Annotated in this window: 23 protein-coding genes; 13 read left to right on the top strand and 10 right to left on the bottom strand. The window is 64.6% G+C overall.

Features of this window, described 5'->3' with window-relative positions:
• Positions 1 to 84: 84 nt before the first annotated feature.
• The 4 genes from AXZ77_RS01840 to ruvC form a co-directional block, all read right to left on the bottom strand.
• On the bottom strand, positions 85 to 492 hold the full coding sequence (locus tag AXZ77_RS01840; RefSeq protein ID WP_098409803.1) for a group III truncated hemoglobin: 408 nt from the start codon (positions 490 to 492) through the stop codon (positions 85 to 87).
• Positions 485 to 1519 (bottom strand): Holliday junction branch migration DNA helicase RuvB, encoded by a 1035-nt coding sequence (gene ruvB / locus AXZ77_RS01835; protein ID WP_088720487.1) that lies wholly within the window; start codon positions 1517 to 1519, stop codon positions 485 to 487. Before ruvB ends, AXZ77_RS01840 begins: the two co-directional genes overlap by 8 nt.
• 85 nt (positions 1520 to 1604) lie before the next feature.
• Entirely contained in the window at positions 1605 to 2273 is a 669-nt protein-coding gene (gene ruvA, locus AXZ77_RS01830) for a Holliday junction branch migration protein RuvA (protein ID WP_098409802.1), read from the bottom strand.
• The gene (ruvC, locus tag AXZ77_RS01825) at positions 2270 to 2803 is read right to left on the bottom strand and encodes a crossover junction endodeoxyribonuclease RuvC (protein ID WP_098409801.1); all 534 of its coding nucleotides are present in this window, start codon (positions 2801 to 2803) and stop codon (positions 2270 to 2272) included. Before ruvC ends, ruvA begins: the two co-directional genes overlap by 4 nt.
• Before the next feature lie 215 nt (positions 2804 to 3018).
• On the opposite strand from ruvC, the gene AXZ77_RS01820 reads away from it, so the two are divergent.
• A complete protein-coding gene (locus AXZ77_RS01820) occupies positions 3019 to 3204 on the top strand; it encodes a DUF1127 domain-containing protein (RefSeq protein WP_078522067.1) in 186 nt (61 codons plus the stop codon).
• Positions 3205 to 3282: 78 nt separating this feature from the next.
• Here AXZ77_RS01820 and AXZ77_RS01815 read toward each other — a convergent pair whose 3' ends face one another.
• From AXZ77_RS01815 to AXZ77_RS01800, 4 genes are all read right to left on the bottom strand, one after another.
• On the bottom strand, positions 3283 to 3660 hold the full coding sequence (locus AXZ77_RS01815; protein WP_141536203.1) for a hypothetical protein: 378 nt from the start codon (positions 3658 to 3660) through the stop codon (positions 3283 to 3285).
• 62 nt (positions 3661 to 3722) lie between these two features.
• On the bottom strand, positions 3723 to 4592 hold the full coding sequence (locus AXZ77_RS01810; RefSeq protein WP_098409799.1) for a 50S ribosomal protein L11 methyltransferase: 870 nt from the start codon (positions 4590 to 4592) through the stop codon (positions 3723 to 3725).
• Positions 4593 to 4671: 79 nt separating this feature from the next.
• Entirely contained in the window at positions 4672 to 5316 is a 645-nt protein-coding gene (msrA, locus tag AXZ77_RS01805; protein WP_098409798.1) for a peptide-methionine (S)-S-oxide reductase MsrA, read from the bottom strand.
• A 68-nt stretch (positions 5317 to 5384) separates the two neighbouring features.
• Positions 5385 to 6617, bottom strand: coding sequence for an MFS transporter (locus AXZ77_RS01800; RefSeq protein ID WP_078571586.1), 1233 nt, complete (start codon positions 6615 to 6617; stop codon positions 5385 to 5387).
• A 123-nt stretch (positions 6618 to 6740) separates the two neighbouring features.
• On the opposite strand from AXZ77_RS01800, the gene AXZ77_RS01795 reads away from it, so the two are divergent.
• The 3 genes from AXZ77_RS01795 to AXZ77_RS01785 all read left to right on the top strand — a co-directional run bounded on the left by AXZ77_RS01795 (position 6741) and on the right by AXZ77_RS01785 (position 10370).
• Positions 6741 to 7805 (top strand): YeeE/YedE family protein, encoded by a 1065-nt coding sequence (locus tag AXZ77_RS01795; RefSeq protein ID WP_098409797.1) that lies wholly within the window; start codon positions 6741 to 6743, stop codon positions 7803 to 7805.
• A gap of 286 nt (positions 7806 to 8091) precedes the next feature.
• Positions 8092 to 9975: a GAF domain-containing protein gene (locus AXZ77_RS01790; protein ID WP_098409796.1), complete on the top strand. Its 1884-nt coding sequence runs from the start codon at positions 8092 to 8094 to the stop codon at positions 9973 to 9975.
• An 8-nt stretch (positions 9976 to 9983) separates the two neighbouring features.
• Complete coding sequence (locus tag AXZ77_RS01785; RefSeq protein WP_098409795.1) at positions 9984 to 10370, top strand: response regulator; 387 nt, start codon at positions 9984 to 9986, stop codon at positions 10368 to 10370.
• Positions 10371 to 10406: 36 nt separating this feature from the next.
• Here AXZ77_RS01785 and AXZ77_RS01780 read toward each other — a convergent pair whose 3' ends face one another.
• Positions 10407 to 10931: a hypothetical protein gene (locus tag AXZ77_RS01780; protein ID WP_255266387.1), complete on the bottom strand. Its 525-nt coding sequence runs from the start codon at positions 10929 to 10931 to the stop codon at positions 10407 to 10409.
• Entirely contained in the window at positions 10924 to 11544 is a 621-nt protein-coding gene (locus AXZ77_RS19700) for a response regulator transcription factor (protein ID WP_255266386.1), read from the bottom strand. Before AXZ77_RS19700 ends, AXZ77_RS01780 begins: the two co-directional genes overlap by 8 nt.
• 773 nt (positions 11545 to 12317) lie before the next feature.
• Here AXZ77_RS19700 and AXZ77_RS19790 point away from each other — a divergent pair.
• The 9 genes from AXZ77_RS19790 to AXZ77_RS19450 all read left to right on the top strand — a co-directional run bounded on the left by AXZ77_RS19790 (position 12318) and on the right by AXZ77_RS19450 (position 24227).
• Entirely contained in the window at positions 12318 to 13697 is a 1380-nt protein-coding gene (locus AXZ77_RS19790; protein ID WP_098409793.1) for a hypothetical protein, read from the top strand.
• A 180-nt stretch (positions 13698 to 13877) separates the two neighbouring features.
• Complete coding sequence (locus AXZ77_RS01765; protein ID WP_098409792.1) at positions 13878 to 16181, top strand: hypothetical protein; 2304 nt, start codon at positions 13878 to 13880, stop codon at positions 16179 to 16181.
• A gap of 36 nt (positions 16182 to 16217) precedes the next feature.
• A complete protein-coding gene (locus tag AXZ77_RS01760; protein WP_098409791.1) occupies positions 16218 to 18299 on the top strand; it encodes a type I secretion system permease/ATPase in 2082 nt (693 codons plus the stop codon).
• On the top strand, positions 18296 to 19648 hold the full coding sequence (locus AXZ77_RS01755) for an HlyD family type I secretion periplasmic adaptor subunit (protein WP_098409790.1): 1353 nt from the start codon (positions 18296 to 18298) through the stop codon (positions 19646 to 19648). Before AXZ77_RS01760 ends, AXZ77_RS01755 begins: the two co-directional genes overlap by 4 nt.
• Positions 19649 to 19892: 244 nt before the next feature.
• Entirely contained in the window at positions 19893 to 20180 is a 288-nt protein-coding gene (locus tag AXZ77_RS01750) for a FeoA family protein (protein ID WP_075775765.1), read from the top strand.
• Complete coding sequence (locus AXZ77_RS01745) at positions 20177 to 22084, top strand: ferrous iron transporter B (RefSeq protein ID WP_098409789.1); 1908 nt, start codon at positions 20177 to 20179, stop codon at positions 22082 to 22084. Before AXZ77_RS01750 ends, AXZ77_RS01745 begins: the two co-directional genes overlap by 4 nt.
• Before the next feature lie 118 nt (positions 22085 to 22202).
• Positions 22203 to 22850 carry a HupE/UreJ family protein gene (locus tag AXZ77_RS01740; protein ID WP_098409788.1) on the top strand — a complete coding sequence of 216 codons (648 nt, stop codon included), beginning with the start codon at positions 22203 to 22205 and terminating at the stop codon, positions 22848 to 22850.
• On the top strand, positions 22840 to 23640 hold the full coding sequence (locus AXZ77_RS19455; RefSeq protein WP_176535935.1) for a hypothetical protein: 801 nt from the start codon (positions 22840 to 22842) through the stop codon (positions 23638 to 23640). The genes AXZ77_RS01740 and AXZ77_RS19455 overlap by 11 nt, the downstream gene beginning before the upstream one ends.
• Complete coding sequence (locus AXZ77_RS19450) at positions 23637 to 24227, top strand: DUF1007 family protein (protein WP_176535934.1); 591 nt, start codon at positions 23637 to 23639, stop codon at positions 24225 to 24227. The genes AXZ77_RS19455 and AXZ77_RS19450 overlap by 4 nt, the downstream gene beginning before the upstream one ends.
• The last annotated feature ends 37 nt before the right edge of the window (positions 24228 to 24264 follow it).

Here is a 24264-nt window from a genome sequence, read left to right as displayed (position 1 = left end):
AGCGGCCTTCCAGTGGAAGGACGCCCCGCCGAACGCCCGAAGCGCAAGCGAAGGGCCGTCATGGCGGGGGCAGAGCCCCCTCGCCTATTTCAGCTTCGGAATACCGCCCGCAAAGGTTTCGCGTTCGACCACGCCTTGCCGCAGGCTCATGCCGATCCGATGCGCCAGCGCCGACCAGCCCGCCGCCTGTTCGGGCGTGAGCTCCGCGCTCAGCACCTTGTCGAACTCCGCAAGCCAAGTCGAAAACATGCCCGGGCGCACATTGCCTGCCGCGCGGTGGACCTGCATGGGCGAGCCGTCATAGCCCGGTTTGCGCAGGATCGCGTTCTTCCAGAACCGCGCGACCTTGTCCTCGTGGGTGGGCCAGTCGGTGACATGCACCGCAAAGACCGGACCGAGCATCGCGTGCTCGCGCACACGCTCGTAGAAGCGCGCGACGACGCGGTCGATCTCCGCCTCGGTGATCTCGAAACGTGCCAAGGGGTCAGCCATCGCCAAAGAGGTCCGTCTGCGGGGTGGCGGGTTTCGGCGCTTCCAGCCCCAGATGCCGCCACGCCCGCGCGCCCAGCATCCGCCCGCGCGGGGTGCGGCTGATCAGGCCCTGTTGCAGCAGGTAGGGTTCGATGACTTCCTCGATTGCGTCGCGGCTTTCCGAAAGCGCGGCCGAGAGCGTCTCCACCCCCACGGGGCCGCCGCCGTAATGATCGGCCATCAGCATCATGTAGCGCCGGTCCGCGCCGTCGAGACCGAGATTGTCGACACCGAGCCGCGTCAGCGCGCGGTCCGCGATCTCGCGGGTCAGCCGCCCGTCGCCTTCGACCAGCGCGAAATCGACGACCCTGCGCAGCAGACGGCCCGCGATGCGCGGGGTGCCGCGGGCGCGCTTGGCGATCTCGCGGGTGCCCTCGGGGTCGGACGGAATACCCAAGAGCCGCGACCCACGCGTCACGATCAGGTCCAGCTCGTCTTCGGTGTAGAACTGCAGCCGCGTCGGGATGCCGAACCGGTCGCGCAGCGGCGTCGTCAGCAGTCCGAGCCGCGTGGTCGCGCCGACCAACGTGAAGGGCTGCAGCTCGATCCGCACGGTGCGCGCGGCAGGCCCCTCGCCGATCACCAGATCGAGTTCGAAATCCTCCATCGCGGGGTAGAGCACTTCCTCCACCGCCGGGTTCATCCGGTGAATTTCGTCGATGAACAGCACGTCGCGCGCCTCGAGATTGGTCAGGATCGCGGCGAGATCGCCCGCCTTGGCCAGCACCGGCCCCGAGGTCATCTTGAAGTTCACGCCGAGCTCGCGCGCCATGATCTGAGCCAGCGTCGTCTTGCCCAGACCGGGCGGGCCGTGGAACAGCGTGTGATCCATCGCCTGGCTGCGCATCTTGGCACTTTCGATGAAGACGCGCAGATTGGCGCGGGCCTCGGCCTGACCGGTGAATTCTTCCAGCGCCTGCGGGCGCAGAGCGCGGTCGGCGTCTTCGGGCAGGCGGTCGGGCCGCAGGGTGGGATCAGGTTCGCTCATCGTCATTTACTGTCGCGCCTTTGGCGGAGGGGAGCAAGCGGGGCTCTGCCCCGCACCCCGGGATATTTATCCCAAGAGGAAGAGGTCAATCCTTCGGGGCAAGAAGTCGCAGGGCGGCGCGGATCAGCTTCGCCGTGTCGGTGACCTCCGGGTCGTCATTGGCCTGCGCGACGGCACCGGCCGCGTCGGACGGCGCATAACCGAGATTGGTCAGCGCGGAAATCGCCTCGGCGGTGAAGTTGACCTTCGGCGCGGCAGCTGGCGCGGATTTCTTCGCGGGCTTCTTGGCGGGCGTATCCTCAATCACCTCGGGGGTGGCATCAACGGTGAACTCCGCCCCCATCGCCATGACGGTCGGAGCTTTCTCCTTCAGTTCCAGCACCACGCGCTGCGCAAGTTTCGGGCCAACGCCGGGCGCGGATTTCACCGCCGACCAGTCGCCCAGCGCGATTGCGCGGCCCAAACCGTCCGCGCCGAGCGTGCCGAGGATCGCGAGCGAGGCTTTCGCGCCGATCCCCTGCACCGAGGTCAGCAGCCGGTGCCATTCCTTCTCCAACAGCGTCGGGAAGCCGAACAGCTGCAGCAGATCCTCGCGCACCAACAGATCGGTATAGAGCGCGCAGGCCTCGCCCACGGGCGGCAGCGATTGCGCGGTGCGCTGGCTGACATGGACGACATAGCCTACGCCGCGCACGTCGATCATGACGTGGTCGAGCGCGCGGTGGATGATGACGCCTGCAATGCGACCGATCATGCGCGCCTCCGTTGCGTTGTGCCCAAGGCATCGCGGGAAAGCTGCGCCGCGTTCATCCGGGCCGCCGATTGCAGATAGAAGGCGTGGCAGATCGCGATGGCGAGCGCATCGGCCGCATCGGCCCCTTCGAACTGCACGCCGGGCAGTTGATGGCGCACCATATGCTGCACCTGCGTCTTGTCGGCATGGCCGACGCCGACGACGGTTTTCTTGATCGCGTTGGGGGCGTATTCGCCGACCTCGAGTCCGGCCTGCGCCGGGGCCAGAAGCGCAATGCCGCGCGCCTGCCCCAGTTTCAGCGTCGCCACCGCGTCCTTGTTGACGAAGGTCTGCTCCACCGCCGCCGCCTCGGGGGCGTGGGTCGCGATGACCGCGCTCAGCCCTTCGTGCAGCACCAGCAGGCGCTTTGCCAAATCCTTGCCTTCGGAATGGAGAATCCCGTTCGCGACATGCCTGAGCCGCGATCCGTCCATCTCGATCACGCCCCATCCGAGATTGCGCAACCCCGGATCGATCCCGATCACCCGCATCTGCCCTGCCTCGTTCTCGTGTTGTTTCGCAAGAACTAGCACGAAAAGGGAACATCGGCCAGAGGCGATGCAAAAACCGGGCTCATATCACATGCGATTCCTGCATGGCGGGGCTGTCAAAACTGAGATTGTTTTCGCGCCCTGCCAGTCTTATCTGCGCTTCAGAAGATGGAATGCCCGAAACTTGAGCAGTTTGTGAACGAAGGATCCTCCCCATGGCTTCGATGGATATCAACACCCGCATGAGCCGCAGCGCCCGACCGAGCGTCTTTACCTCGCTGATCGCAGCCCTGCACGACTGGAACGACGCGCGCGTCACCCGCAAGGCTCTGATGAAGCTCAGCGACCGCGCGCTGGACGATATCGGCCTGACCCGGCTCGACGTGGCGCGCCTGCGCTAACGCGACCGACAGGTCATGCGAAAAGGGCTGCCCCGGCAACGGCGCAGCCCTTTCTTTATGGCGTAGTGGCTTTGGCGTTCAGCCGATATACGGCGCGAGCAGCCCGGCGATCTTGCGGGTGATCGGGTCGGCATGCATCACCCAAGCCCCCACCCGTTCGAATTGCGAGCCGTTCGCGAGGCTTGAAACGCGCGCCTCGTAGCTCTCCTGACCCACCTGCGCGAGCATCGCGCCCTTCACCAGCAGAACACCGGCAAAGATCAGCGCCACACCGCGCAGCGGAAAACTGCGGCGCGACTTCGGGCGCATGGAATCAAAATAGCTGCGCCCCAATGCACCGGACGCCTCGAATGCACCGCCTGCTTGATGGATCTGGTCGATCCGATGCAGGCGCTTTTCAAAAGACTCGATTTGTGGATCGCGCATGGCAAACCCCGTTAACTGCGATGCCCCCAAAGGCAATTTCTCAGGTCAGGGTAAAGCAATCCTTACAGCAATCAGAGCGGATTTGTGGCGGATTAGGCGCGCTGCATGGCCAATGTCGTCCATTCGCCGAATTCCTTACGCGAATGGGAAACAAAGTCCTGCGCCTGATAGGCGGCGACGACTTCATCGGCCTGCTCATTGAGGATTCCGCTCAGGATCACGAAGCCTGATTCGGCGCAGTTGCGACCCATTTCGGGGGCGAGCGCGACGAGCGGGCCTTTGAGGATATTGGCGAAGATCAGATCGAAGGGCGCGGCCTCGTTCAGGCGCGGATCGCCGAAGCCCGCGGCCTCGATGCAGATCACGCGGCCCTCGAGATCATTCACCGCGACATTCGCCGCCGCCGTCTCCACCGCGACCGGGTCGATATCGGAGGCCAGCACCGGCTCGGGCCAGAGCTTCGCCGCCGCCATCGCCAGAACGGCAGTGCCGCAGCCGATATCGGCGACATTGTGGAAGGTGTGACCCTCGTTCGCCAGATCGTCGAGCGCGGTCAGGCAGCCCGAGGTGGTCCCGTGATGGCCCGTCCCGAAGGCCATCGCCGCATCGATCCGCAGCGCGATCGCATCGGCGGGGATCTTGTCCTCGTCATGGCTGCCATAGAGGAAGAAGCGGCCCGCGCGCACCGGGGCCAGTTCGCGCCGCACATGGGCGACCCAATCGGTTTCCGGGATTTCCGAGACGACGAAGGGCTGCGCCCCATGCGAGATCGCCAGCAGATCCAGCGCCACATCGTCGGGGGCCTCGAGGAAATAGCCCGAGACTTCGTAGCGGCCCGACCCGTCCTCGATCTCGAACACGCCAGTGCCATAGGGGCCGGGATCGAGCTCTTCGAGACGTTCGGACAGCGCCTCGGCGGCCTCGCGATCGGCCAGCGTGGTAAAGGCGGTGAAGGTGGTCATGGGCGCGCTCCTCGGGATGGTTGCGCCCGGGCTTAGGGCCGCTGGCGCGAGCCGTCAAGCGGCGCGCACACGCATCAGATCACGCGTTCAACCCGATCGGGCAGGTCACGCCGGTGCCGCCGATGCCGCAATAGCCGCCGGGGTTCTTCTCCAGATATTGCTGGTGATAATCCTCGGCATAGTAGAAGGGCGGCGCGTCGGTGATCTCGGTGGTGATCGTGCCATAGCCCGCCGCCTGCAGGCGCTCGGCATAGGCGTCGCGCGAGGCTTCGGCCGCCTCTTTCTGCGCATCCGTGTAGGTGTAGATGCCCGAACGATACTGCGTGCCGCGGTCATTGCCCTGACGCATCCCTTGGGTCGGGTCGTGGCCCTCCCAGAAGACGCGCAGCAGGTCTTCGTAGCTGACCTTGGCGGGGTCGTAGATCACGCGGACGACCTCGTTATGGCCGGTCATGCCGGTGCAGACCTCGCGATAGGTCGGGTTGGGCGTGGGGCCGCCCGCATAGCCGACCATGGTCAGCCAGACGCCGTCGGTGTTCCAGAACATGCGCTCGACGCCCCAGAAGCAGCCCATGCCGAACATCGCCTCTTCCATGCCCTCAGGCACGGGCGACCGCAGGTCGCGGCCCCAAAGGAAATGCGGCTCTGCCAGAGGCATCGCTTCGGCGCGGCCCGGCAGGGCTTCGGCCTTGGTGGGAATGGTGGCGGGCTTTCCGAACAGCATGGTAAATCTCCCTTTCGCGCCCCTCTCAGATAGGAGCGGAGCGGCGGAATTTCCAGTTCAAGCGGGCGTCACGCCGGAACCGGACCGAGGCCTTGCAGCACCGTCTCGTAGCCTTTCGAGGGGTGACGCGGCACCAGCAGCGCGAGCCCCAGCGAGATCACCGCCATCGAGGCCGCCAGCCCGAAGACCGCGCCGGGCGAGACCATCCACAGATAGCCCAGCGTCACCGGCAGGAAGACAGCCGCGATATGGTTGATCGTGAAGGCGACGGCGGCAGTGGGCGCGATATCCTCGGGGTCGCAGATCTTCTGGAAATAGGTCTTCTGCGCGAAGGCCAGCGCGAAAAGCAGGTGATCGACCACGTAAAGCGCGCAGGCCAGCCAGATGCCCCAGCCGAACCAGTAGATGCCGCCATAGGCGAGGAACAGCAGCGTCAGCCCGACATATTCGAAGATCAGCGCCCGGCGCTCGCCGAAGCGATGCACGAAGCGGCCCATTGCTGGCGCGGCGGCCATATTGACCGCAAAGTTGATCAGGAAGAGCGCGGTGATCTCATCCACCCGCAGCCCGAAGCGCTCGACCATCATGAAGGCGGCGAAGACCACGAAAATCTGCCGCCGCGCGCCCGCCATGAAGGTGATCGCGTAATAGAGCCAGTAGCGACGACGCAGCACGAACTTCTTCGATTGCGGCTCGCGGGTGTGGAATTGCGGATAGATCAGCGCGGCGGCCGCCATCATCACCATCGTCGCGATCCCGGCGGTGGCGTAGACGAACTCATAGCTGAGGTTGAACGTCTTCCAGGTCAGCACCAGCACCGCATAGGCCGCCAGCGAGGCGCCCGAGCCGATGGCCACGATCCGGCCCAAGGTCTGCGGCGCCTTGGCCTTGTCGATCCACTGCAATTGCAGCGACTGGTTCACCGTCTGGAAATAGTGAAACCCGATCGAAGACAGCAGCGTCACGATGATCAGACCGGCGAAGCTGGGAAACAGCGCGGTGACCGCCGTCGCCCCGCCCAGAAGCAGCAGCGACAGGATGGCCAGCGTCTGCTCGCGCATCACCCACAGCACGACGATCACCCCGATCGCGAGGAACCCCGGCACTTCGCGGAAGCTCTGCAGCCAGCCGATATCGACGCCGTCGAAATTCACCACGTCGATGACGAAGTTGTTCAGGAGTGCCGACCAGGTGGCGAAGGAGATCGGCATGGCGGTGGCCATGACGTAGAGCAGCGCCTCGGGCCTGCGCCAGCGCGGCAGCTCGTGGGCCTCGTCGAGAGGGACGGATCGGAACTTCATCATCCTCTCCTTAGACGCGACCGCGCCACCCGCGACAAGCCTGCAAAAGGTGCAACCTGACTCAGATCAATGTGCGTTTCTGCGGTTTCTGGCAGAACCCGTGCGCGAACGGGAGATCGGATCATGGACATCATCGCACTCATCGAGCGGATCGGCGAAGGCCCCACGGCGGCGCTTTTCGGGGTGATCACCGGGCTTATCTTCGGCGTGGCCGCGCAGAAATCCAACTTCTGCCTGCGGGCCGCCACGGTGGAATTCGCGCGCGGCAAGCTGGGCGGCAAGGTCGCGGTGTGGTTTCTCACCTTCTCGACCGCGCTGGTCTGGGTGCAGAGCGCGCAATTGCTCGATCTGTTCCGGCAGGGCGACAGCCGGATGATGTCGGTGCCCGGTTCGTGGTCGGGCGCGATCATCGGCGGGCTTCTCTTCGGCGTCGGCATGGTGCTGTCGCGCGGCTGTTCGGGGCGGCTTCTCGTGCTGGCGGCGACGGGCAACCTGCGCTCGGTCGTCTCGGGGCTGATTTTCGCGGTGACCGCCACGATGAGCCTCAAGGGCATCCTTGCGCCGCTGCGTGACCGGCTGGCCAGCCTCTGGATCACCGGCGCGCAGAACGTGAATATCCTCGACGCGCTGCACCTTCCCGACTGGACCGGGCTGGCTGTCGGCATCGTCTTCGCCATCGCGGGCATGTATCTGGCCAAGCGCAACGAAATCGGCGTAAAGACGTGGATTTTCGCCTCCGGTGTCGGCTTCGCCGTCGCGGTGGGCTGGGTGCTGACCTTCATGCTGAGCCAGGTCGCCTTCGACCCGGTGCCGGTGAACTCGGTCACCTTCTCGGGCCCCTCGGCCAATACGCTGATGTTCTTCCTCGACCGCAATTCGGTGCTGGAGTTCGACGTGGGCCTCGTGCCCGGCGTGGTTCTGGGCGCTTTCCTGAGTTCGCTCTTCTCGCGTCAATTCGCCTGGCAGGGCTTCGACTCGATGCCGGTGATGCGGCGCTCGATGATCGGGGCGATCTTCATGGGCTTCGGCGCGATGCTCGCTGGCGGCTGCGCCATCGGCAACGGCGTGACGGGCACCTCCGTTCTGGCAGGCACCGCATGGCTGGCGCTGTTCTGCATGTGGATCGGCGCGATGGTGACCGATTTCCTGCTCGATCAGCGCACGATGACACCTGCTACGGCCTGCTGAACGGGCCTTCGTCGCGCGCCTAGGCCAGTTCCTGCCGGTTGCTCAAACCTGCGCGAATCCTTACCTAACGTCACCCGTTAGGAAGCGCTACGAATTCAGCATAAGACGCCTTCGGAATGCAGGTGATCGCGACCTCTTGGCTCTGCGATTCGTCGACACAGCGACCGCGTCACGAAAAACGTAGAAGAAAATCGTGTTTGGCGGAAATCGTGATCGCAACCGTGTCAAATGACACTGGGCGAAATGGGTTTCTTCGGGGCATAGGTGGAATTATGAGAGCCTGCGCATGAACACCTCTATTCCCCCTCCGCTGACCGGTGAAGAACGGTCCAAACTCGCCGATCCGGCGCGCCTTCGGTCGTTGCGCGAGACCGGCCTGCTGGAGAGTGCGCCTGCGGAAATCTTCGAGCGTGCGACACGGCTCGCCACCCGTGTGACCGGAGTGCCTGTCTCGCTGGTCTCCATGGTCGATGAGAACCGGCAGGTCTTCGTGGCGCAAACCGGGCTGGATGGTCCGGACGCCCCCTCCGAGACGCCGCTTAGCCATTCCTTCTGCCGCTATGTCGTGGAGTCGGATGCGCCGCTGAATGTGCCCGATGCGCGCGAGGACTCGGTGCTGCGCGACAATGGTGCGGTGCGCGATCTGGGCGTGACCGCCTATCTCGGGGTGCCGCTGCGCACGATCGAAGGGCAACCGCTGGGTGCGTTCTGCCTGATCGACCGGGAAGCGCGGCGGTGGACCCAAGAAGAATACGAGGCGCTGTCCGACATCGCCGCCGGGGTCGAGGCGGAAATCCGGCTGCGGCGTCAGATCAACGTCGCCCATCGTGAGGAAAACCGGTTCCGCGCCGTTCTCGACCAGATGCCGATCGGCGTCGGCGTGGCCGAAATGGGATCCGGCCGGCTAATCGATCTGAATGCCACTGCGATCGAGATGTTCGGCGTGAAGGACGGCGATGTGAGCAAGCAGCTCCCCTTCGACGCCTACACGCCGGAAGGGCGCAAGCTCAGCCTGAGCGAGTTTCCCATCGTGCGCGCGGCGCGGCATGGCGAAACGGTTAGCCATATGGAGCTGCGCTGCGTGCCCCATGACGGGCCAGAGCGCAATCTGCTCGTCTCGGCGCAGCGGGTCGATTGCGATCCGCCAGTGGCCGTGGCCACCGCGCTCGACATCTCGGATCTGAACGCGGCGCGTGAACATGCGGCCGACGTCGACCGGCGGCTCGCGCATTTCCACGAGATCACCTTCGACGCGATCATCGAACTCGATAGCGAGGACAAAATCCGGTTCGCCAATTCGGTCATGCGCACCCGCATCCGCGAGTCGGTGGGCGCCGAGACGGAGGCACAGGCGGTCGGGCGGTCGCTCTGGGAGACCGCGCCGCATCTGATCGGCAGCAATCTCGCCAACGCCCTGGAAGAGGCCCGGCGCACCGGCGTGCCAACGGTCGCCGATCAGGACGGGCGCGACGGCCGGATTCTGGAGGCGCGGCTTTATCCCGACAACGGCGCGATCCTCGCCTATCTGCGCGACGTGACCGAGGAGCGGCAGCTCGCGCAGGCGCGCGACACGCTGACGCGCGAGCTCAACCACCGGGTCAAGAACGCCTTCGCGATGATGTCGGGGCTGGTCGGCATGACCGCGCGCCATGCGAAGACGCCGGAGGAAATGGCGCGGGGGCTACGCGAACGGATCGGCGCGCTTGCCCGCGCCCATGAGCTGATCAATCCCACCGCCACGCCCGAACGCAATTTCCGCGGCATGGTCGAACTGCGTGAATTGTTGCTGGGCGTGCTCTCGCCCTACACCAATCTCGACGATCCGCGGCTGATCTTCGACGGTCCCGATATCGCGCTGAACCATGCGGGCTCGACCAACCTCGCGCTGGTGATCCACGAACTGGCGACCAACGCGGTGAAATACGGGGCGCTGTCGCATGATGCGGGGCGTCTGGAGCTGACTTGGCGCGAGGCGTCGGGCCAGCTCGAACTCGACTGGCGGGAAAGCGGCCACCCCGGGGAACTGGTGCAACCAAGCAACAGCGGCTTCGGGTCTCGCTTGATCGACCTCACAATTCAGGGCCAATTGCGCGGAACCTATGGAACCGAATGGGTTCCCGACGGGTTCCAAGCTCGCATGACCGTGCCAATGGACCTGATAAAAGGGTAGTATAGCCCATGTTACAGAGCAGTATTTCTTGCCTCGAGGGCAGCAATGTCCTCGTTGTAGAAGATGAATTATTCATCGCCTATGACATCGCCTTCTCGGTCGAGGAGGCGGGCGGTCAGGTTGCGGGCCCGTTCGCGACCCTGGCGCGGGCGCGTGCCGCCCTGTCCGATGATGCGGTATCGGTCGATGGCGCGATCCTCGACATGAACCTGCTCGACGGATCGGCAGAAGCCCTGATCGTCGAGCTGTGGAAACGCGAAGTGCCCTTGGTGGTAAACACGGCCGAGCCGCTGCCGCTCGCCTTCCAGTCGATCATGCCGGAAATTCCCGTCTTCTCGAAGCCGACGAACCCGTGGGAACTGGCCGAGGCGCTGGGACGCCAGATGCGCAACTGAGCTTGCTCGCGGCGCCTTTGTAATCCCCTGCCCGCTTTAGAGCGGCATTCCATAGTCCTTGGCGATCGCCCAGATCTCTGCGTTGATCGCCTGCATTTCCACAAGCGCAGCTTCCAGATCGGCAAGCGTCGCGCGGTCCAGAACGCTTTCCTCTCCCATCCTCAGACTCGTCTTGCGATCCGCGATCCGCATCTGGATCGCACGCACCGGCCCTCCGCCCTCGTCGAAGGCGTAGAGGCAATGGTTGAAATGATTGCGCAGCCCCGAGACTTTCTTCATCCGCGCTGACACGGCCAGCACCCGTTCGCAGGCCTTCGGCGCGCAGGGGCAGTCGTCGCGCTTGGCCAGCCGATCCACCAGATCGAGCCGCGCCCGCGTCGTGTTCAGCGTCAGATGGATGATCGTCGCGACACCCTTGTCGGTCCCGGCGAGCCCGGCGATCAGATGGATCAGCAGGCTCTCCGTATTGGTCCACGCGTAGTTGATGCGCCCGATCTGCATCAGGAACTGATCGAAATCCGGCGGGCGCATCTCCGTCGGCGTGGGCGGGTCCTTAGGCACTCCGGCTACGGTGATACCAGATCGCCGCCTCGGTGCGGTTAGTCACTCCGAGCTTCCCGATGATCCGGTGAATATGCAGCTTCACCGTATGTTCGGAGAGATTCAGCTGCCCCGCGATGATCTTGTTCGGCTGCCCCGAGGCGAGCATCTCGAGCACCTCGGTTTCGCGCGGTGTCAGCCCCGAAACGTCGATCGCATGCGCAGCCCCCGCCTCGGCCGATCCGTTCAGCGCCGAGATCGGCGGCTCTGCCGGGCGGCAGCCCAGAAGCGCGGGCGGGATATAGTGCCCTCCCGAGACGATCATCCGCAGGATCAAGAGCCACGTCGTCAGATTGACGTTCATCGGCAGCAGGCTGATGTGGTTCGACAGGATCGCTGCGCCGTGGCGCGTCATCAGATCCTGCGCATAGGCCTCGTCTTCAATCGCGATGATCAGCTTCACGCGCGACAGAAGCGGGTCACGGCGTCCCGCCAGCGCGACGAGACCATCGGCGTGGTCCTCGTCGACGATCAGCGAACACAGCGCGCCGTGATCCTCGATCCAACCGTCGGACCGCAGTTCCTCTAGCAGCGTCTCGAAATCGTCCAGACGCAGGCATTTTGCCGGTGTCACTTCGGCATCCACGGTTCGCAAAACGGTATCGGAAAAAACATGCGACGCGCCGAGAAAGCAGATCGCAGCATCTTGTTTGCGGCAAGACGGCATCACACGCGCTCCCGCAGGTTCACTCTTATACAACGCATTCATGGCGGCCCCCTCGTCCTACCCTGAACTCAAATGTTCGGACGGTTAACCCCACGTCATACCGCCCGCATCCACCATATCACGGACCAGTGAGATCAGCGTTACCCGAAGTGTTTACCCAATGGTAAGGATTCCCTTACGCAGCGTAATCCTGCCCGAATCGGAAACGGAATCACGGTTTTTCCGCTCAGCGCCGCTCGAGAGGCGTCACAAGTGGTAGCTCTCCCGTTTGCCGCCACTAGACCTTGTCCCGACCTCGGCATTTGTGACGGCTTCGTGAAAATCTCCCAGATAGTCCGGGATTCCGCAGGATTCAGCACAGGGCGCGTAGAGAAACGGATGGTTTTCAGTCGGTTAGGAAGCCGATCCGATTGGCTAGACCCATTTGCTAGCTAGGTCCTCTGGATCACGGGGCGCAGGATGATCGTGTCGCAGCTGGGGGCTGTGACTCGTCTGTTTCCACATCCCGCCCGGAAAGGGTGACCCACCTGCGAATCGCTCGATTCGGGGACCGGGACAGGGGTGCCGAGCGGTTGGGGAAGCGGACATTCACCGGGGCGAAAGCCCTGATCGCAATGGTCCGACCATATCCGTTTTAGACAGAGTGACGGATCCCGGACCGAACAACTGGGAGTAAGAAAATGTCAAAGTATCGCAACGGCCACCAGCAAGGCGATTGGGATCACGGCTCGCATGGCGGCGATCACGGATCGGATCACGGTGACGATCATCCGAAAGCGCCCGATCCGATCGAGACGCAGGAACAACAGCAGCAGCAACAGCAAAGCAGCGAGTCGAATTCGGACGCTGATGCCGGTGCAATTGCCGGTGCGGGTGCGATGGCTGGTGCCGGTGCCTATGCTGAAGGTGCTGACGTAGACAACACCAACCGTCTCGACGACACCAACCACAACCGTGTCGACACCGACTCGAACTCCAGCTCGCAGGCAGCCAACACCAACACCATCACGATCGATTTCCCGGATGAGGGCATCTTCGGCGAAGACAATGACTTCGCGGATATCGACAACTCGGACGTGGGCGACATGGTCTTTGCCGATGGCGACATGACCTACAGCTACGACTACGATCCGGGTGACGACATCAACCTCAGCGACATGCTCAACGGCATGGGCAATGACGTGATGATGGTCAACACGCAGGCCAACACGCTCACCGACAACGACACGCTGAACAATCCGAGCGTTTCCAACGACGCGAATTTCCAGATCAACGCGACGATCAAGGACAATTCGGCAGAGTCGGATGACGGGATCGACGCGGCCTCCGAAGGCGGCAACGGCGCCGAGGATGTCGGCTCGTCCGGTGGCGCTGCGCTCGCAGGTGGCGGTATCGCCCTGTCGGGCGGCGGCGTGTCGATCGCAGCCTCGAACACCGAGGGTGAAGGCGATGACGGCGGCGACGGTGGCGCAGGCCTCGGTCTGGGCGTCGGTCTCGGCATGGGCGGCGCCCTGGCGGGTGCTGGAGCGGAAGAAGGCGGCGCGGTCGCAGAATCCGGTGAAGGCGGCGGCATGCCGATGATGAAGCATCACCACGGCCCGCAAATGGGCGGTGCTGGCGATGCGACCGCGACCGATTACGGTCAGGCAATGGCTGACGCAGCGGCGACTGGCACCGGCACCGGCAACGGCACCGGCACAGGTTACGGCGGCGACGGCGGCAACGGCGGCGACGGCAGCGGCTGGTCCTCGACCGGTTCGCAAGCCTCGGGCGGCGGCTCCTGGGCGACCGGCGGCTATGCTGGCGGCGGTAACGGCGGTGGCGACGTCACCGCAGGCGGCGGCGGCAATGGCGGCAGCCTCGGCAACTGGGGTTCGGGCAATGGCGATGATGGTATCGTCACCGGCCAGTCCTATGCCGACGCGAGCGGTGCAATCGACACCACAGCGTTCAACCAGTCGATCGTGATGGGTGCCAATATCCTTGGCAACGCAGTCGATACGACCGTGGTCGGCGGCAACCTGTCGTCCTCCTATATCGGCGACGACGACGCCTCGTAAGCAAACACGCGGCGCGCCTCTCCCGGAGGCGCGCCGCATCACATCCCGTTCGGGCCGTTTCACATCGCATCACGCCCGGACCTGACCTCGGCGGCAATCGCCCGCCAGATGCGATGAACCGACAGTCTGACCACCCGCTTCCAAGCGCGGGTTTTCAGCGTCATGAAGGGGGGAAGGAAGATGCTTGATCGGCAGACCGAAATCATCGCCCATTTCATCGGTGCCTTCAATCAGACGACCGAGACCAATGTCGCCCGACAGGAATACGACGCTTTCCGCGCGCTGCAGGCTTCCACGCCTACGCCGGGGGAGTTGCTTTCCGTCAATGTCAGCATCAGTTCGAATTACGCGCTGGAAGATTTCGGCCCGGCGATTTGGCTGAAACTGCCCTTGGCCCCGCCGTCTGGCGCGCCCTGGTTGCCCTTCGTCGACGATTTCCAGCTGCGCGACATCGCACCGCCCGGGTTGCCGCCCGGCCAGTTCGCGATCCCGCCTTATGAGTTTCCGCCCGTTCCGATACCGCCTCAGATGTTCCTCGGAATGACCCCGCCCTCGTCGGTGCTGCACATCACCTCGCAGATCAACATGCTGACCGATCATGACGTGCTTTACGACAAGCCCTTCATGATGCCGGCGGGATTGATGGATGAATATGGCCCGGAGGCGACCTCATCGAAGCTGATGGCGCTCGCAGATTATGCCGATGCTCTGACGGTGAGCACCGCGCCCGTGGGCACGACCATCGAAGCGCAGACGGAGACGCTGATCGCGCAGATCGACGCGCTCGATCCCGAGTCTGTGCCCGGCGGCGCGACGGCTGCGATGTTCCGCAGCGAGACGATCTTCGCCGCGCCCACCGACGCGGAGGAGGAAGACGGCCTCGAAGAGGGCGCAGCCGATCCGGCGGCGATGACCGAATTGCAAAGCGAAAGCCTCGAAGGCGATGAAGCGGAGGCCACCTCTCCCCTGCCGCCCGCCTTCTCGGGCGAAGTGGTGTTCGACGGGCAGCTCATGAACGAGATGCCCGAGACGCTGAAGCTGCGGCTGGAAGCGCGCGATCCGTCTGAGGACGAAGAGGACGACGCACCGCTTGGCGAAGGTGTCGTCGAGGTCGAGACCGATGGGATCGGCGGCGACGGAGACGGTGCGGCCGGGCTGGTCCAAAGCCCCGATATGCCCGTCGATCCGGCTGGCTTGGCGCTGGAAATCGTGCAGAGCCTGAGCACCGGCAATAACCTTCTGCTGAACCAATCGCAGTCGGTGCATGACTGGCTCGACGCGCCGGTGATCGCGGTGGGCGGGTCGATGACCTCGCTCTCGGTGATCTCGCAGGTCAACGTGCTGCGCGACGCGGATATGAAACCCGGCCTGGGCCATCACGGCACCGGCAATAGTGCTGGCGGGAAAGGCCTCGGGAACGCGGAGGGTTATGACCCGCTCGCGTCGCAGGCCCACAACGTCGCGGTCTATACCCAAGAGGCCAATCCCGCGAATTTCCTCGACCTCGTGATGCCCCCCGGGGCCAGCATGATCGCGATGACGGAAATCCGCGGCGACCTGATCATCGACAACCATACGACGCAGGTGAACGCGGTCTCCGACGGAGATCTGGTGAGCTACGAATTCGGCTCCTTTTCCTCCGAGATCGTGATGGGCGACAACTCGACCGTCAATCTGCAGCTCCTGCTGGAAATCGGCACGCATTTCGATCTGATCATGATCGGCGGCAACATGTACGAGATCGCGCAGCTCGAGCAGATCAACGTGCTGCTCGACGACGATCTGGTGATGAGCGGATCGGGTGGCGTCGGACAGGGCGGCGCGGGCCACGTGTCGAGCGAGGACAACCTGCTGTGGAACGAGGCGCATCTGACCAAGGTGGGCATCGACCAGCATATGGAGATGGACGAGCAATATCAGAACGTGCTCGACCAGCTCTCCGAGATCTACGGCGGTCTCGATCCGAACCCGGGCGAAGGCTATTCGATGCCTCCGGGCGCGGCCTTCGACGCGGTCGAAGGGCTGCTGGGCGACGAGCTTCTGGGCGGCCAGATGGCGCTGCGGGTGCTCTATATCGAGGGCGATCTAATCATCCGGGACAACCTCACCCAGATCAACATTCTCGAAGACGCCGACCTGATTTCGCTCGACGGGCCGGGCGAGTTCGACATCGAGGCGGGCGGCAACACGCTCGGCAATGTCGGGTCGCTGACCGTCGCGGGCGTCGACAGCACGATCATGGCCGCCGATGGCGTCTATTCCGACGCGGTGATCTGGCAGGCGGGGATGATGGATGACGGCAGCGGTGATCCTCTGGGTCCGACGAGTTCCAGCGAAGGGGCGCTCGCCTCGGAGGCGGTCGCCTTCCTCGCGGACGGGATGATCGAGAACGCGCCGAGTTATGACGACGAGGAATTCCAAGTGCATCCGGGCTCCCAAGGGGGAAGCGGGTCGCTCGATGCATTGCACACGGTTCTGGCCTGACGGGGGCGCGGAACTTCATTTACTAGGGGAACTTCGATGAAAGACAGGACTGACGACGCCGCCGGGGGGCAGGCGAACCGCCAAGATGGTCATGACGCGATGGCTCAGAACGAGGATCGGCAAGAGATCGATCCGACAGAGAAACGGCAGGCACAAGCCGCTGCGGGCGACGGGCCCGAGGCGGAAGCGCAAGCCGACGAGACCGGCGCGGAGGGGACTGTCGAAACAGTCGCCGCCCGGACGGAGGGTGGTGCTGACGCCCGAAAGGAGGCGGGTCGTGTCCCCGCGCAAAATGCCTCCGGCTCCCCACCGGCGCCACCCTCCACTCCAGCTTTTCACAAGCGTCTCGGCCCGGTGGATTTCACCCGCACGCTGCATGACATGAAAAAGCGGCTGCGGACGAACATGGCCTTCGTCGTGCTGATGACCTGCGCCACGAATATCCTGATCCTCGCGGTGCCGATCTACCTGTTCCAGATTTCCGACCGGGTCTTCACCTCGCGCTCGACCGATACGCTGGTGATGCTGACCATCGTGATCATCGGGGCGATCGTGGTGCAGACGCTGCTCGATGCGGTGCGACGGCTGGTGCTGATGCGCTCGGCCGTGGATGTGGCAGCCCGTCTGGGCGCGCCGGTCCTGTCGGCGGCGGCGCAAGCCTCGCTGCATTCCAATGGGCGCGAATATCAGGTTCTGGGCGACCTCAACGCGCTGCGGAGCTTTCTCGTGTCCGGCACGCTGCTGTCCTTTCTGGACGTGCCCTTCACACCGATCTTCGTGCTCGCGGTCTTCCTGATCCACCCGCATCTGGGGACGATCGTGGTCGTGACCGCGCTGATCCTGATGATCTTCGCCTGGATCAACCAGAAGATCACTTCGGAGGGCTTCCGCCGCGCCAATGTCGCGCAGACCAAGGCGAACCTTCACCTCGAGTCGATGTCGCGCAACAGCCAGATCATCAACGCGATGGCGATGATCCCCGAAGCCGTGTCGATCTGGGGCCGCGATACCGCCGCCTCGCTGCGCGCGCAGACCGAGGCGCAGGACCGCAACGTCTTCACCGCCTCCGCCTCGCGGATGTTCCGCCTGTTCACCCAGATCGGGATGCTCGGCTGGGGCGCCTATCTCGCGCTCGACGGGCAGATCACCGGCGGCATGGTGATCGCCGCCTCGATCGTGGCGGGCCGCGCGCTCGCGCCGATCGAAGGTGCGATCGAAGGCTGGAACTCGTTCCTGCTGGCACGCGGCGCCTATGACCGGGTCGGCCAGCTTCTGGCCTCGGCCAAGACCCGCAACGACAAGCTGCGCCTGCCCAAGGTCGAGGGGCGGCTCGATATTGAGCGTCTCCTCTATGTCCCGCAGGGCACCAAGCATGTCGTGCTGAACGCGCTGACCTTCTCGCTCGCGCCGGGCGATCAGCTTGCGATCATCGGCAATTCGGGCGCGGGCAAGACGACGCTCGGCAAGATGCTGGTGGGATCGGTTCTGCCGACCTCGGGGGCCGTGCGACTGGATCTGATGGACATCCGAAACTGGGACCCGCGGCAATTCGGGGAATGCATCGGCTATCTGCCGCAGGACGTGCAGCTCTTCCCGGGCACGATCAAGCAGAACATCGCCCGGATGCGCGAGGATGCGAGCGACGCCGCGATCCACCGCGCCGCCGCGCTCGCCGATGTGCATGAGATGATCGCCTCGCTGCCGCAGGGCTACGAGACGGTCGTGGCCTCCGACGGCTCGCCGCTCTCGGGCGGACAGAAACAGCGGATCGGTCTGGCCCGCGCCTTCTTCGGCGATCCGAAATTCGTGGTGCTGGACGAGCCGAACTCGAACCTCGACACCCAGGGCGATGCGGCTCTCGTGCGCGCGCTCGGCCATGCGAAGGCAAACGGGATCACGGTGGTCGTGGTCACGCAGAAACCCTCGCTGCTCAGCGCGGTCGACAAGATCATGCTGCTCAACGACGGCAATATCGCGATGTTCGGCTGGCGCGATCAGATGCTCGCGGAACTGGAGCGGCGCAAGCAGGCCAAGGCTCAACAGGTGCAACAACAGCGCGCAGCGGCCCAGACCGCCACCGCCGCCGCCAACGCGCCCATGCAAGGAGCAACGGCATGACACTCCTTCTGACCAACCCGCTTCAATCCGGCGAGACCCGCGACTGGTCGACCGACGTTCCGCGCAACATCAAGACGCTCGTTATCGTCGGCATGATGATCTTCGTGATGGCCTTCGGGGGCTTCGGCATCTGGGCCTTCAGCGCGCCGCTCGCCGCCGCCGTGATGGCGCCCGGCTCGTTCGTGGCCACGGGCCGCAACAAGATGATCCAGCACCTCGAAGGCGGGATCATCAAGGAGATCAACGTCTCCGAGGGCGATTTCGTCACCGCGGGAGAGCCGCTCCTGCGCCTCGACGAAACCTCGGCTCTGGCCAATGAACGCGCACTGTTTCTGCGCCGTGCGCGACTGACTTCGATGGAGGCCCGGATTCAGGCCGAATATGATGGCTGGCGCGAACTGGTCTTTCCGGAATGGCTTCAGGAGGCCCGGCGCGATGCGGAGATCGCCGCGATGATGGACTCGCAGCGCCTCGCTTTCGAGGTGACACGGGCGAAAGTGCAGAGCGAGCTGGACCTTCTGGCCCGCAATATCGCCGCCATGGAAAGCCGCGCGGAAGGCTATCGCGCGCAGCTGACCGCCACGGAGGCCCAGCGCGACCTGCTGGCCCAGGACCATGAGAGCAAGGCGAAACTCTACGAGAGCGGCCTGATCCGGCGGACCGAACTGAACGCCCTGCTACGCGCTCTGGCCGATGCGGAGGGACAGATTGGACGCCTCAAGGCGGAGATCGGCGAGAGCGAGGAGATGCGCGCGAAATATCAGGCGCAGACCACGCAGACGATCGAAACCCACAAGCAGGCCGCGCTCGACGAGCTGGAGACCGTGCAGGCGGAGCTGGATTCCGTACGCGAACAAGAGCGCAAGGCCACCTCCATCCTGAAGCGCGTCGTGATCGACAGCCCCGTTTCCGGCACCGTGGTGCGGCTGAACTATTCGGGTGCGGGCGGCGTGATCGAAGCGGGCAAGGTGATCGCCGAGATCCTGCCCTCGGAAGCGCCGCTGATCATCGAGACGATGATCGCACGCACCGATATCGACGCGATCAAGGTCGGACAGGAGGCCTCGGTGCGGCTTTCGGCGCTCAACCAGCGCACGACGCCGATCCTGATCGGGGAGGTCTATTACATCTCCGCCGACGCGATCGTGGAGCGCTCGGGAGAGCATCCGCGCGAGGTCTATATCGCCCGCATCCGCCTGCCCGCCTCGGAGTTGCGCCGGGTGCCGGGCTTCGCGCCGATGCCCGGGATGCCGGTCGAAGTGATGATCCAGACCGCGTCGCGGACCTTCGCCCAATATATCGCGAAACCGGTGGTGGATTCGATGAACCGCGCTTTCCGCGAGCATTGAGGGGTCGATCCGGCGGAAAACCGGCCTGAAGGCGTCGCTCCCACGGGGGCGGCGCCTTTCTCATACACCCCAACGATTCCAGATGCTTACCGCACAGTTTAGAGCGCTTCTAAATTCCTGACAAAAATAATCGATCACGAAGCCGGGAAAATACCAGACTTCATTTGTCAGAGATCAATTTCCAGACTATCTCCTGTCTATAGGAAGCGAAGAATGACTCGCGACCCGTCACGGAGGTGCCCTCATGAAGGCCAGCCCTATCGAGAACGAAACCTGCAAATGCGCGCTGCCGCTTGGCCAGTGCCGTCGTGGGTTCCGGGGCACTCTGGTTTCCGTCTGCCCGCTTGCCGGGAAAGACGGCTATGACGCGGACGAGTTGGAACTGCGCCTGCTGGAGCTTGGCTTCATCGAGGGCGCTTCGGTCCACATCCTTCACGAAGGTCCGTTCGGGCGCGATCCGATCGCGGTGCGCGTGAACGACACCACCGTCGCTCTGCGGCGTGCCGAGGCGATGGCCATCCTCGCGGAATGACGTCGGCACCTGCCATAAACCAGCCCAAAGCCTCTCAGACCGCCCCCGACGCCCAGCCGATCGAGGCCGCGCTTGTCGGTGCGCCCAATTGCGGCAAGACGGCGCTGTTCAACGCGATGACCGGCGCGACGCAGAAGGTCGGCAATTATTCCGGCGTGACCGTGGAGCGCAAAGTCGGCGTGGCCACCACGCCTGCGGGGCGCAAGTTCGCGCTGATCGACCTGCCCGGCACGCATAGCCTGCGCGCCCGCTCCCCCGATGAGGAAGTGACGCGCGACGTGCTGCTGGGCCAGCGCCCGGGCGAGCGTGTCCCCGACATGATCCTCGCGGTGGGCGATGCGACCAACCTGCGCGGCGCGCTGCGTCTGGTCTCGGAGCTGAAGAAGATCGGCCTGCCGATCGTGATGATCCTCAACATGATCGACATCGCGCGCCATCGCGGGTTGCAGATCGACCATATCGCGCTGAGCGAGGAGCTGGGCATCCCGGTGATCCCCGCGACCGCCGTCCGCCGCGGCGGGCTGGACGAGCTTTGGTCCGCAGTGGATCCGATGCTGGAAGCCGGTCTCGACGACCCGCAACCCTCGAGCTGGGCCGTGCCCAGCACCCATGACATGCGGGTCTCGATGCGTGAGGCCGAACGGCTGGTGAAAACCCATGTGATCCAGCCGCCCGAGCCGGATACGATCTCTGCCAAGATCGACCGCGTGGTACTGAACCCGATCGCGGGGCCGATCATTCTGCTCGCGGTTCTCTTCGTGATGTTTCAAGCGGTCTTTTCCTGGGCCGCGCCGTTCATGGACGCAATCGACTGGGCCTTCAGCTCACTCGGCGCGCTGGTGGCGCAGGTGCTGCCCGAGGGGCTGGTGCAAAGCTTCATCTCGGACGGGCTGATCGCGGGCATCGGCTCGGTCATCATCTTCCTGCCGCAGATCCTGTTCACCTTCCTCTTCATCCTGCTTCTGGAAGATTTCGGCTACATGGCGCGGGCGGCCTTCCTGATGGACCGGATCATGGGCCGCGCCGGGCTGAACGGGCGCGCCTTCATCCCGCTTCTGTCGAGCTTCGCCTGCGCGATCCCCGGCATCATGGCGGCGCGGGTGATCGACAACAAACGCGACCGGCTGACGACGATCCTCGTGGCGCCGCTGATGACCTGCTCGGCGCGCATTCCCGTCTATACGCTGATCATCGCGGCCTTCATCCCGAACACGAAAGTTCTCGGCGGGCTGAGCCTGCAGGGGCTGGTGATGTTCGGCCTCTACGCCGCGGGCGTGTTCTCGGTCCTCGCGGTGGCCTTCGTCGCGCGCTACCTCTTTGCCCGCGAAGAGCGCTCGGCGCCGCTGATGCTCGACCTGCCCGATTACAAGATGCCGATCCTGCGCAATATCGCGCTGGGGCTTTATCAGCGCGCGCGGGTCTTCCTGCGCCGCGCAGGCACGGTGATCTTCTGGGCGATGGTGGTGATCTGGGTCCTGTCGACCTTCCCGATGGCCCCCGAAGGCGCGACGCAGCCCGCGATCAACTATTCCTTCGCCGCGATGATCGGCAAGTTCGTCGCCCCGATCCTCGCGCCTCTGGGCTTCAACTGGCAGATCGCCGTGGCGCTGGTGCCGGGCATGGCCGCGCGCGAAGTCGCGGTCGCAGGGCTGGCCACGGTCTATGCGGTGGGCGGCGAGAACGGCCTGATCCACACGCTCACCGATCAGTGGAGCCTCGGCACCGCGCTGGCGCTGCTCGCATGGTATATCTTCGCGCCGCAATGCATCTCCACGCTGGCGGTGATCCGGCGCGAAGCGGGCTCGGCGAAATGGATGTGGGTCGCCGTGGTCTACATGTTCGCGCTGGCCTATCTCGCAGCCTTCGCGACCTATCAGATTTCCGCGCTGCTCGGCGCAGGCTGAGTGCGCACGCCCGGCCCCTTCAATCGATGGTGAGACGCGGTGAGCCATTTGCCGCCTTGAGTTTCGCGCCCCGATCCGGATGATGCCGCCCGACAGTCACGGAACAGAGAGACTTCGCATGAACCATCGCCGCCTCGCTGCCCTTGCTGGCCTCATCGCCCTGATGCTGCCGCAGGTGGCTGCCGCCCATATTACCTCGACCGGGTCGGGCGGGTTCACCGCGGGGTTCGAGCATCCGCTCTCGGGATATGACCATTTCCTCGCGATGTTCGCCGTGGGGCTCTGGGGCGCGCAGATGGGCGGGCGGCAGGTCTGGCAATTGCCCGTGACCTTCCCGCTGATCATGGTCGTGGGCGGCGTGATCGGCATTCTCGGCCTGCCGCTGCCGGGGATCGAGATCGGGATCGCGCTTTCGATCGTGGTGCTCGGCCTCGCCATCGCCGCTGGGTGGAAACCCTATGAATGGGTGGCGCTGGCGATCATCTCGGTCTTCGCGCTCTATCACGGCTATGCGCATGGGGCGGAACTGCCGCTGGCCGCCGACCCGGCGGATTTCGCGATCGGCTTCGTGCTGGCGACCGGGATGATTCACGTGATCGGCGTCGGCGTGGGGCTCCTGCTCGAGCCGATCCGGGGCGGCCAATTCTCGCGCGGGCTGGGTGCGATCATCGCGGTGGTGGGGCTTGGCTTCCTTGCGCTTGCGCTGGGTTACCTGCAATCTCAGCTCGGGTTCCTGCAAGGTGGGCTAAGCCTCTTTGGCCATTGATTTTTCGCATAACCGTTCCGGCCTCGGCTGGCTGCGTCACCTCTGGGTGCTGGCCGGGCTGACCGCCCTGATCGTGCTGGCGGTGATCCCGCCCGCAGACCGCGGCGAGACCGGCGCATGGCTGATCCGCGACGCGGTCGCGATCGAACGGCTGTTCCCGCTATTTGGCTTCGGGATCGCGTTGGCCTTGGTCGGGCGGCGCGCGGCACTGATCGCGGCGCTGCTTTGGGCGGTCGGGATCGCGCTCGGCTTCACCTTCCGCATCGAGCTAATGGCCGCGTTGCAACAACTCCCCGGCGCGATCACACATCACTTCCTGACCATGCCGATCTCGGCCATCGCCATAGGCGCGACGCTCGCACTGGGACGTTGGTCGCGGCCCGCGCTGATCGTGCCTGCGGGCTTTGTTCTGGGGGTGATGTATGCGCTCTCGGTGAAACTCTCCGATCCGAGCTATGGCGGCAAACCGTGGGTCTTCCTCGCCGGGATCGGGCTGGGCGTCTGGCTGATCGGTGCGGTCTATCTGGTGCTGCGCAGCTGGCAGGCGCGCTGGTTCGAGATCGCGGGCCGGATCGTCGGCAGCTGGCTGGTCGCGATCGGGCTGCTTTACGGCGGGGTCGCGCTGATGGGTGGCAAGCTGAAGCCGAAGAATGCCGATCCCTCGACCGCGGCCTCCGAGAACGCGCCCGCCGCGGATGCCGCCGTGCCCGAGGCCGATGCTTTCCCGAGCTTCGGCGCGCCACCGCCCGCCGCTCCGCCGGGCAGCAAGAAACCGGATTTCCAGCCATGATCCGCCGCACTGTTCTCACCCTCGCCGGTCTGATCGGGCTACTGCCGGGTCTCGCGAACGCCCACCCGGAAGACGAAATCCTGATCCGCCTGCTCGTCGGCATGGCGAGCGGGAAGGTCACCCATATCGGCGAGAGCTGGACTTTCGACCCGACCGTTTCGGACTGGCTGATCCAGACCTTCGACAAGAATGGCGACGGAGCCTTCACCGGAGACGAGCTTGCGCCGCTGCAAGACGCGGCGAAACAGAATTCGGAAGGCTCGTTCTTCTACACCCGGTTCTGGAAAGGGGCCGAGCAACTGCCCGACCCGCAGATTTATGGTTTTCAGGCGACGGTGAAGGATGGGGCCGTCACGATGGCCTTCGCGCTCGCCCTGCCCCAAGCCGAGAACCCGAACGATCTGCGCATCGAGATGTATGACCCCGAGAACCTGACCGGACTGGCGCCGGTGAAATCCAACCCGGTGGTGATCCGGGGGATGGCCGACGGCGCGACCTGCGTGCCGAACGTGTCGGTCAATCAACCGGATGTGCATGGCGGGCCGGACAATATCCCGATCGCGCTGACGCTGGCTTGTAACGGGTGAACTTGGAGGGGGCGCTGCCCCCGCGCTGACGGCCCTT

The organism is Thioclava sp. ES.031 (assembly GCF_002563775.1).
Taxonomy (GTDB): Bacteria; Pseudomonadota; Alphaproteobacteria; order Rhodobacterales; family Rhodobacteraceae; genus Thioclava.
Note: the sequence above shows the minus strand (reverse complement) of the source record. Positions and strands in the feature narration are given on the sequence as shown.

Coding starts and splice junctions, on each gene's coding strand:
- AXZ77_RS01840 (WP_098409803.1), bottom strand. CDS start 492: ATGGCTGACCCCTTGGCACGTTTCGAGATCACCGAGGCGGAGATCGAC.
- ruvB (WP_088720487.1), bottom strand. CDS start 1,519: ATGAGCGAACCTGATCCCACCCTGCGGCCCGACCGCCTGCCCGAAGAC.
- ruvA (WP_098409802.1), bottom strand. CDS start 2,273: ATGATCGGTCGCATTGCAGGCGTCATCATCCACCGCGCGCTCGACCAC.
- ruvC (WP_098409801.1), bottom strand. CDS start 2,803: ATGCGGGTGATCGGGATCGATCCGGGGTTGCGCAATCTCGGATGGGGC.
- AXZ77_RS01820 (WP_078522067.1), top strand. CDS start 3,019: ATGGCTTCGATGGATATCAACACCCGCATGAGCCGCAGCGCCCGACCG.
- AXZ77_RS01810 (WP_098409799.1), bottom strand. CDS start 4,592: ATGACCACCTTCACCGCCTTTACCACGCTGGCCGATCGCGAGGCCGCC.
- msrA (WP_098409798.1), bottom strand. CDS start 5,316: ATGCTGTTCGGAAAGCCCGCCACCATTCCCACCAAGGCCGAAGCCCTG.
- AXZ77_RS01800 (WP_078571586.1), bottom strand. CDS start 6,617: ATGAAGTTCCGATCCGTCCCTCTCGACGAGGCCCACGAGCTGCCGCGC.
- AXZ77_RS01795 (WP_098409797.1), top strand. CDS start 6,741: ATGGACATCATCGCACTCATCGAGCGGATCGGCGAAGGCCCCACGGCG.
- AXZ77_RS01790 (WP_098409796.1), top strand. CDS start 8,092: ATGAACACCTCTATTCCCCCTCCGCTGACCGGTGAAGAACGGTCCAAA.
- AXZ77_RS01785 (WP_098409795.1), top strand. CDS start 9,984: ATGTTACAGAGCAGTATTTCTTGCCTCGAGGGCAGCAATGTCCTCGTT.
- AXZ77_RS19790 (WP_098409793.1), top strand. CDS start 12,318: ATGTCAAAGTATCGCAACGGCCACCAGCAAGGCGATTGGGATCACGGC.
- AXZ77_RS01765 (WP_098409792.1), top strand. CDS start 13,878: ATGCTTGATCGGCAGACCGAAATCATCGCCCATTTCATCGGTGCCTTC.
- AXZ77_RS01760 (WP_098409791.1), top strand. CDS start 16,218: ATGAAAGACAGGACTGACGACGCCGCCGGGGGGCAGGCGAACCGCCAA.
- AXZ77_RS01755 (WP_098409790.1), top strand. CDS start 18,296: ATGACACTCCTTCTGACCAACCCGCTTCAATCCGGCGAGACCCGCGAC.
- AXZ77_RS01750 (WP_075775765.1), top strand. CDS start 19,893: ATGAAGGCCAGCCCTATCGAGAACGAAACCTGCAAATGCGCGCTGCCG.
- AXZ77_RS01745 (WP_098409789.1), top strand. CDS start 20,177: ATGACGTCGGCACCTGCCATAAACCAGCCCAAAGCCTCTCAGACCGCC.
- AXZ77_RS01740 (WP_098409788.1), top strand. CDS start 22,203: ATGAACCATCGCCGCCTCGCTGCCCTTGCTGGCCTCATCGCCCTGATG.
- AXZ77_RS19450 (WP_176535934.1), top strand. CDS start 23,637: ATGATCCGCCGCACTGTTCTCACCCTCGCCGGTCTGATCGGGCTACTG.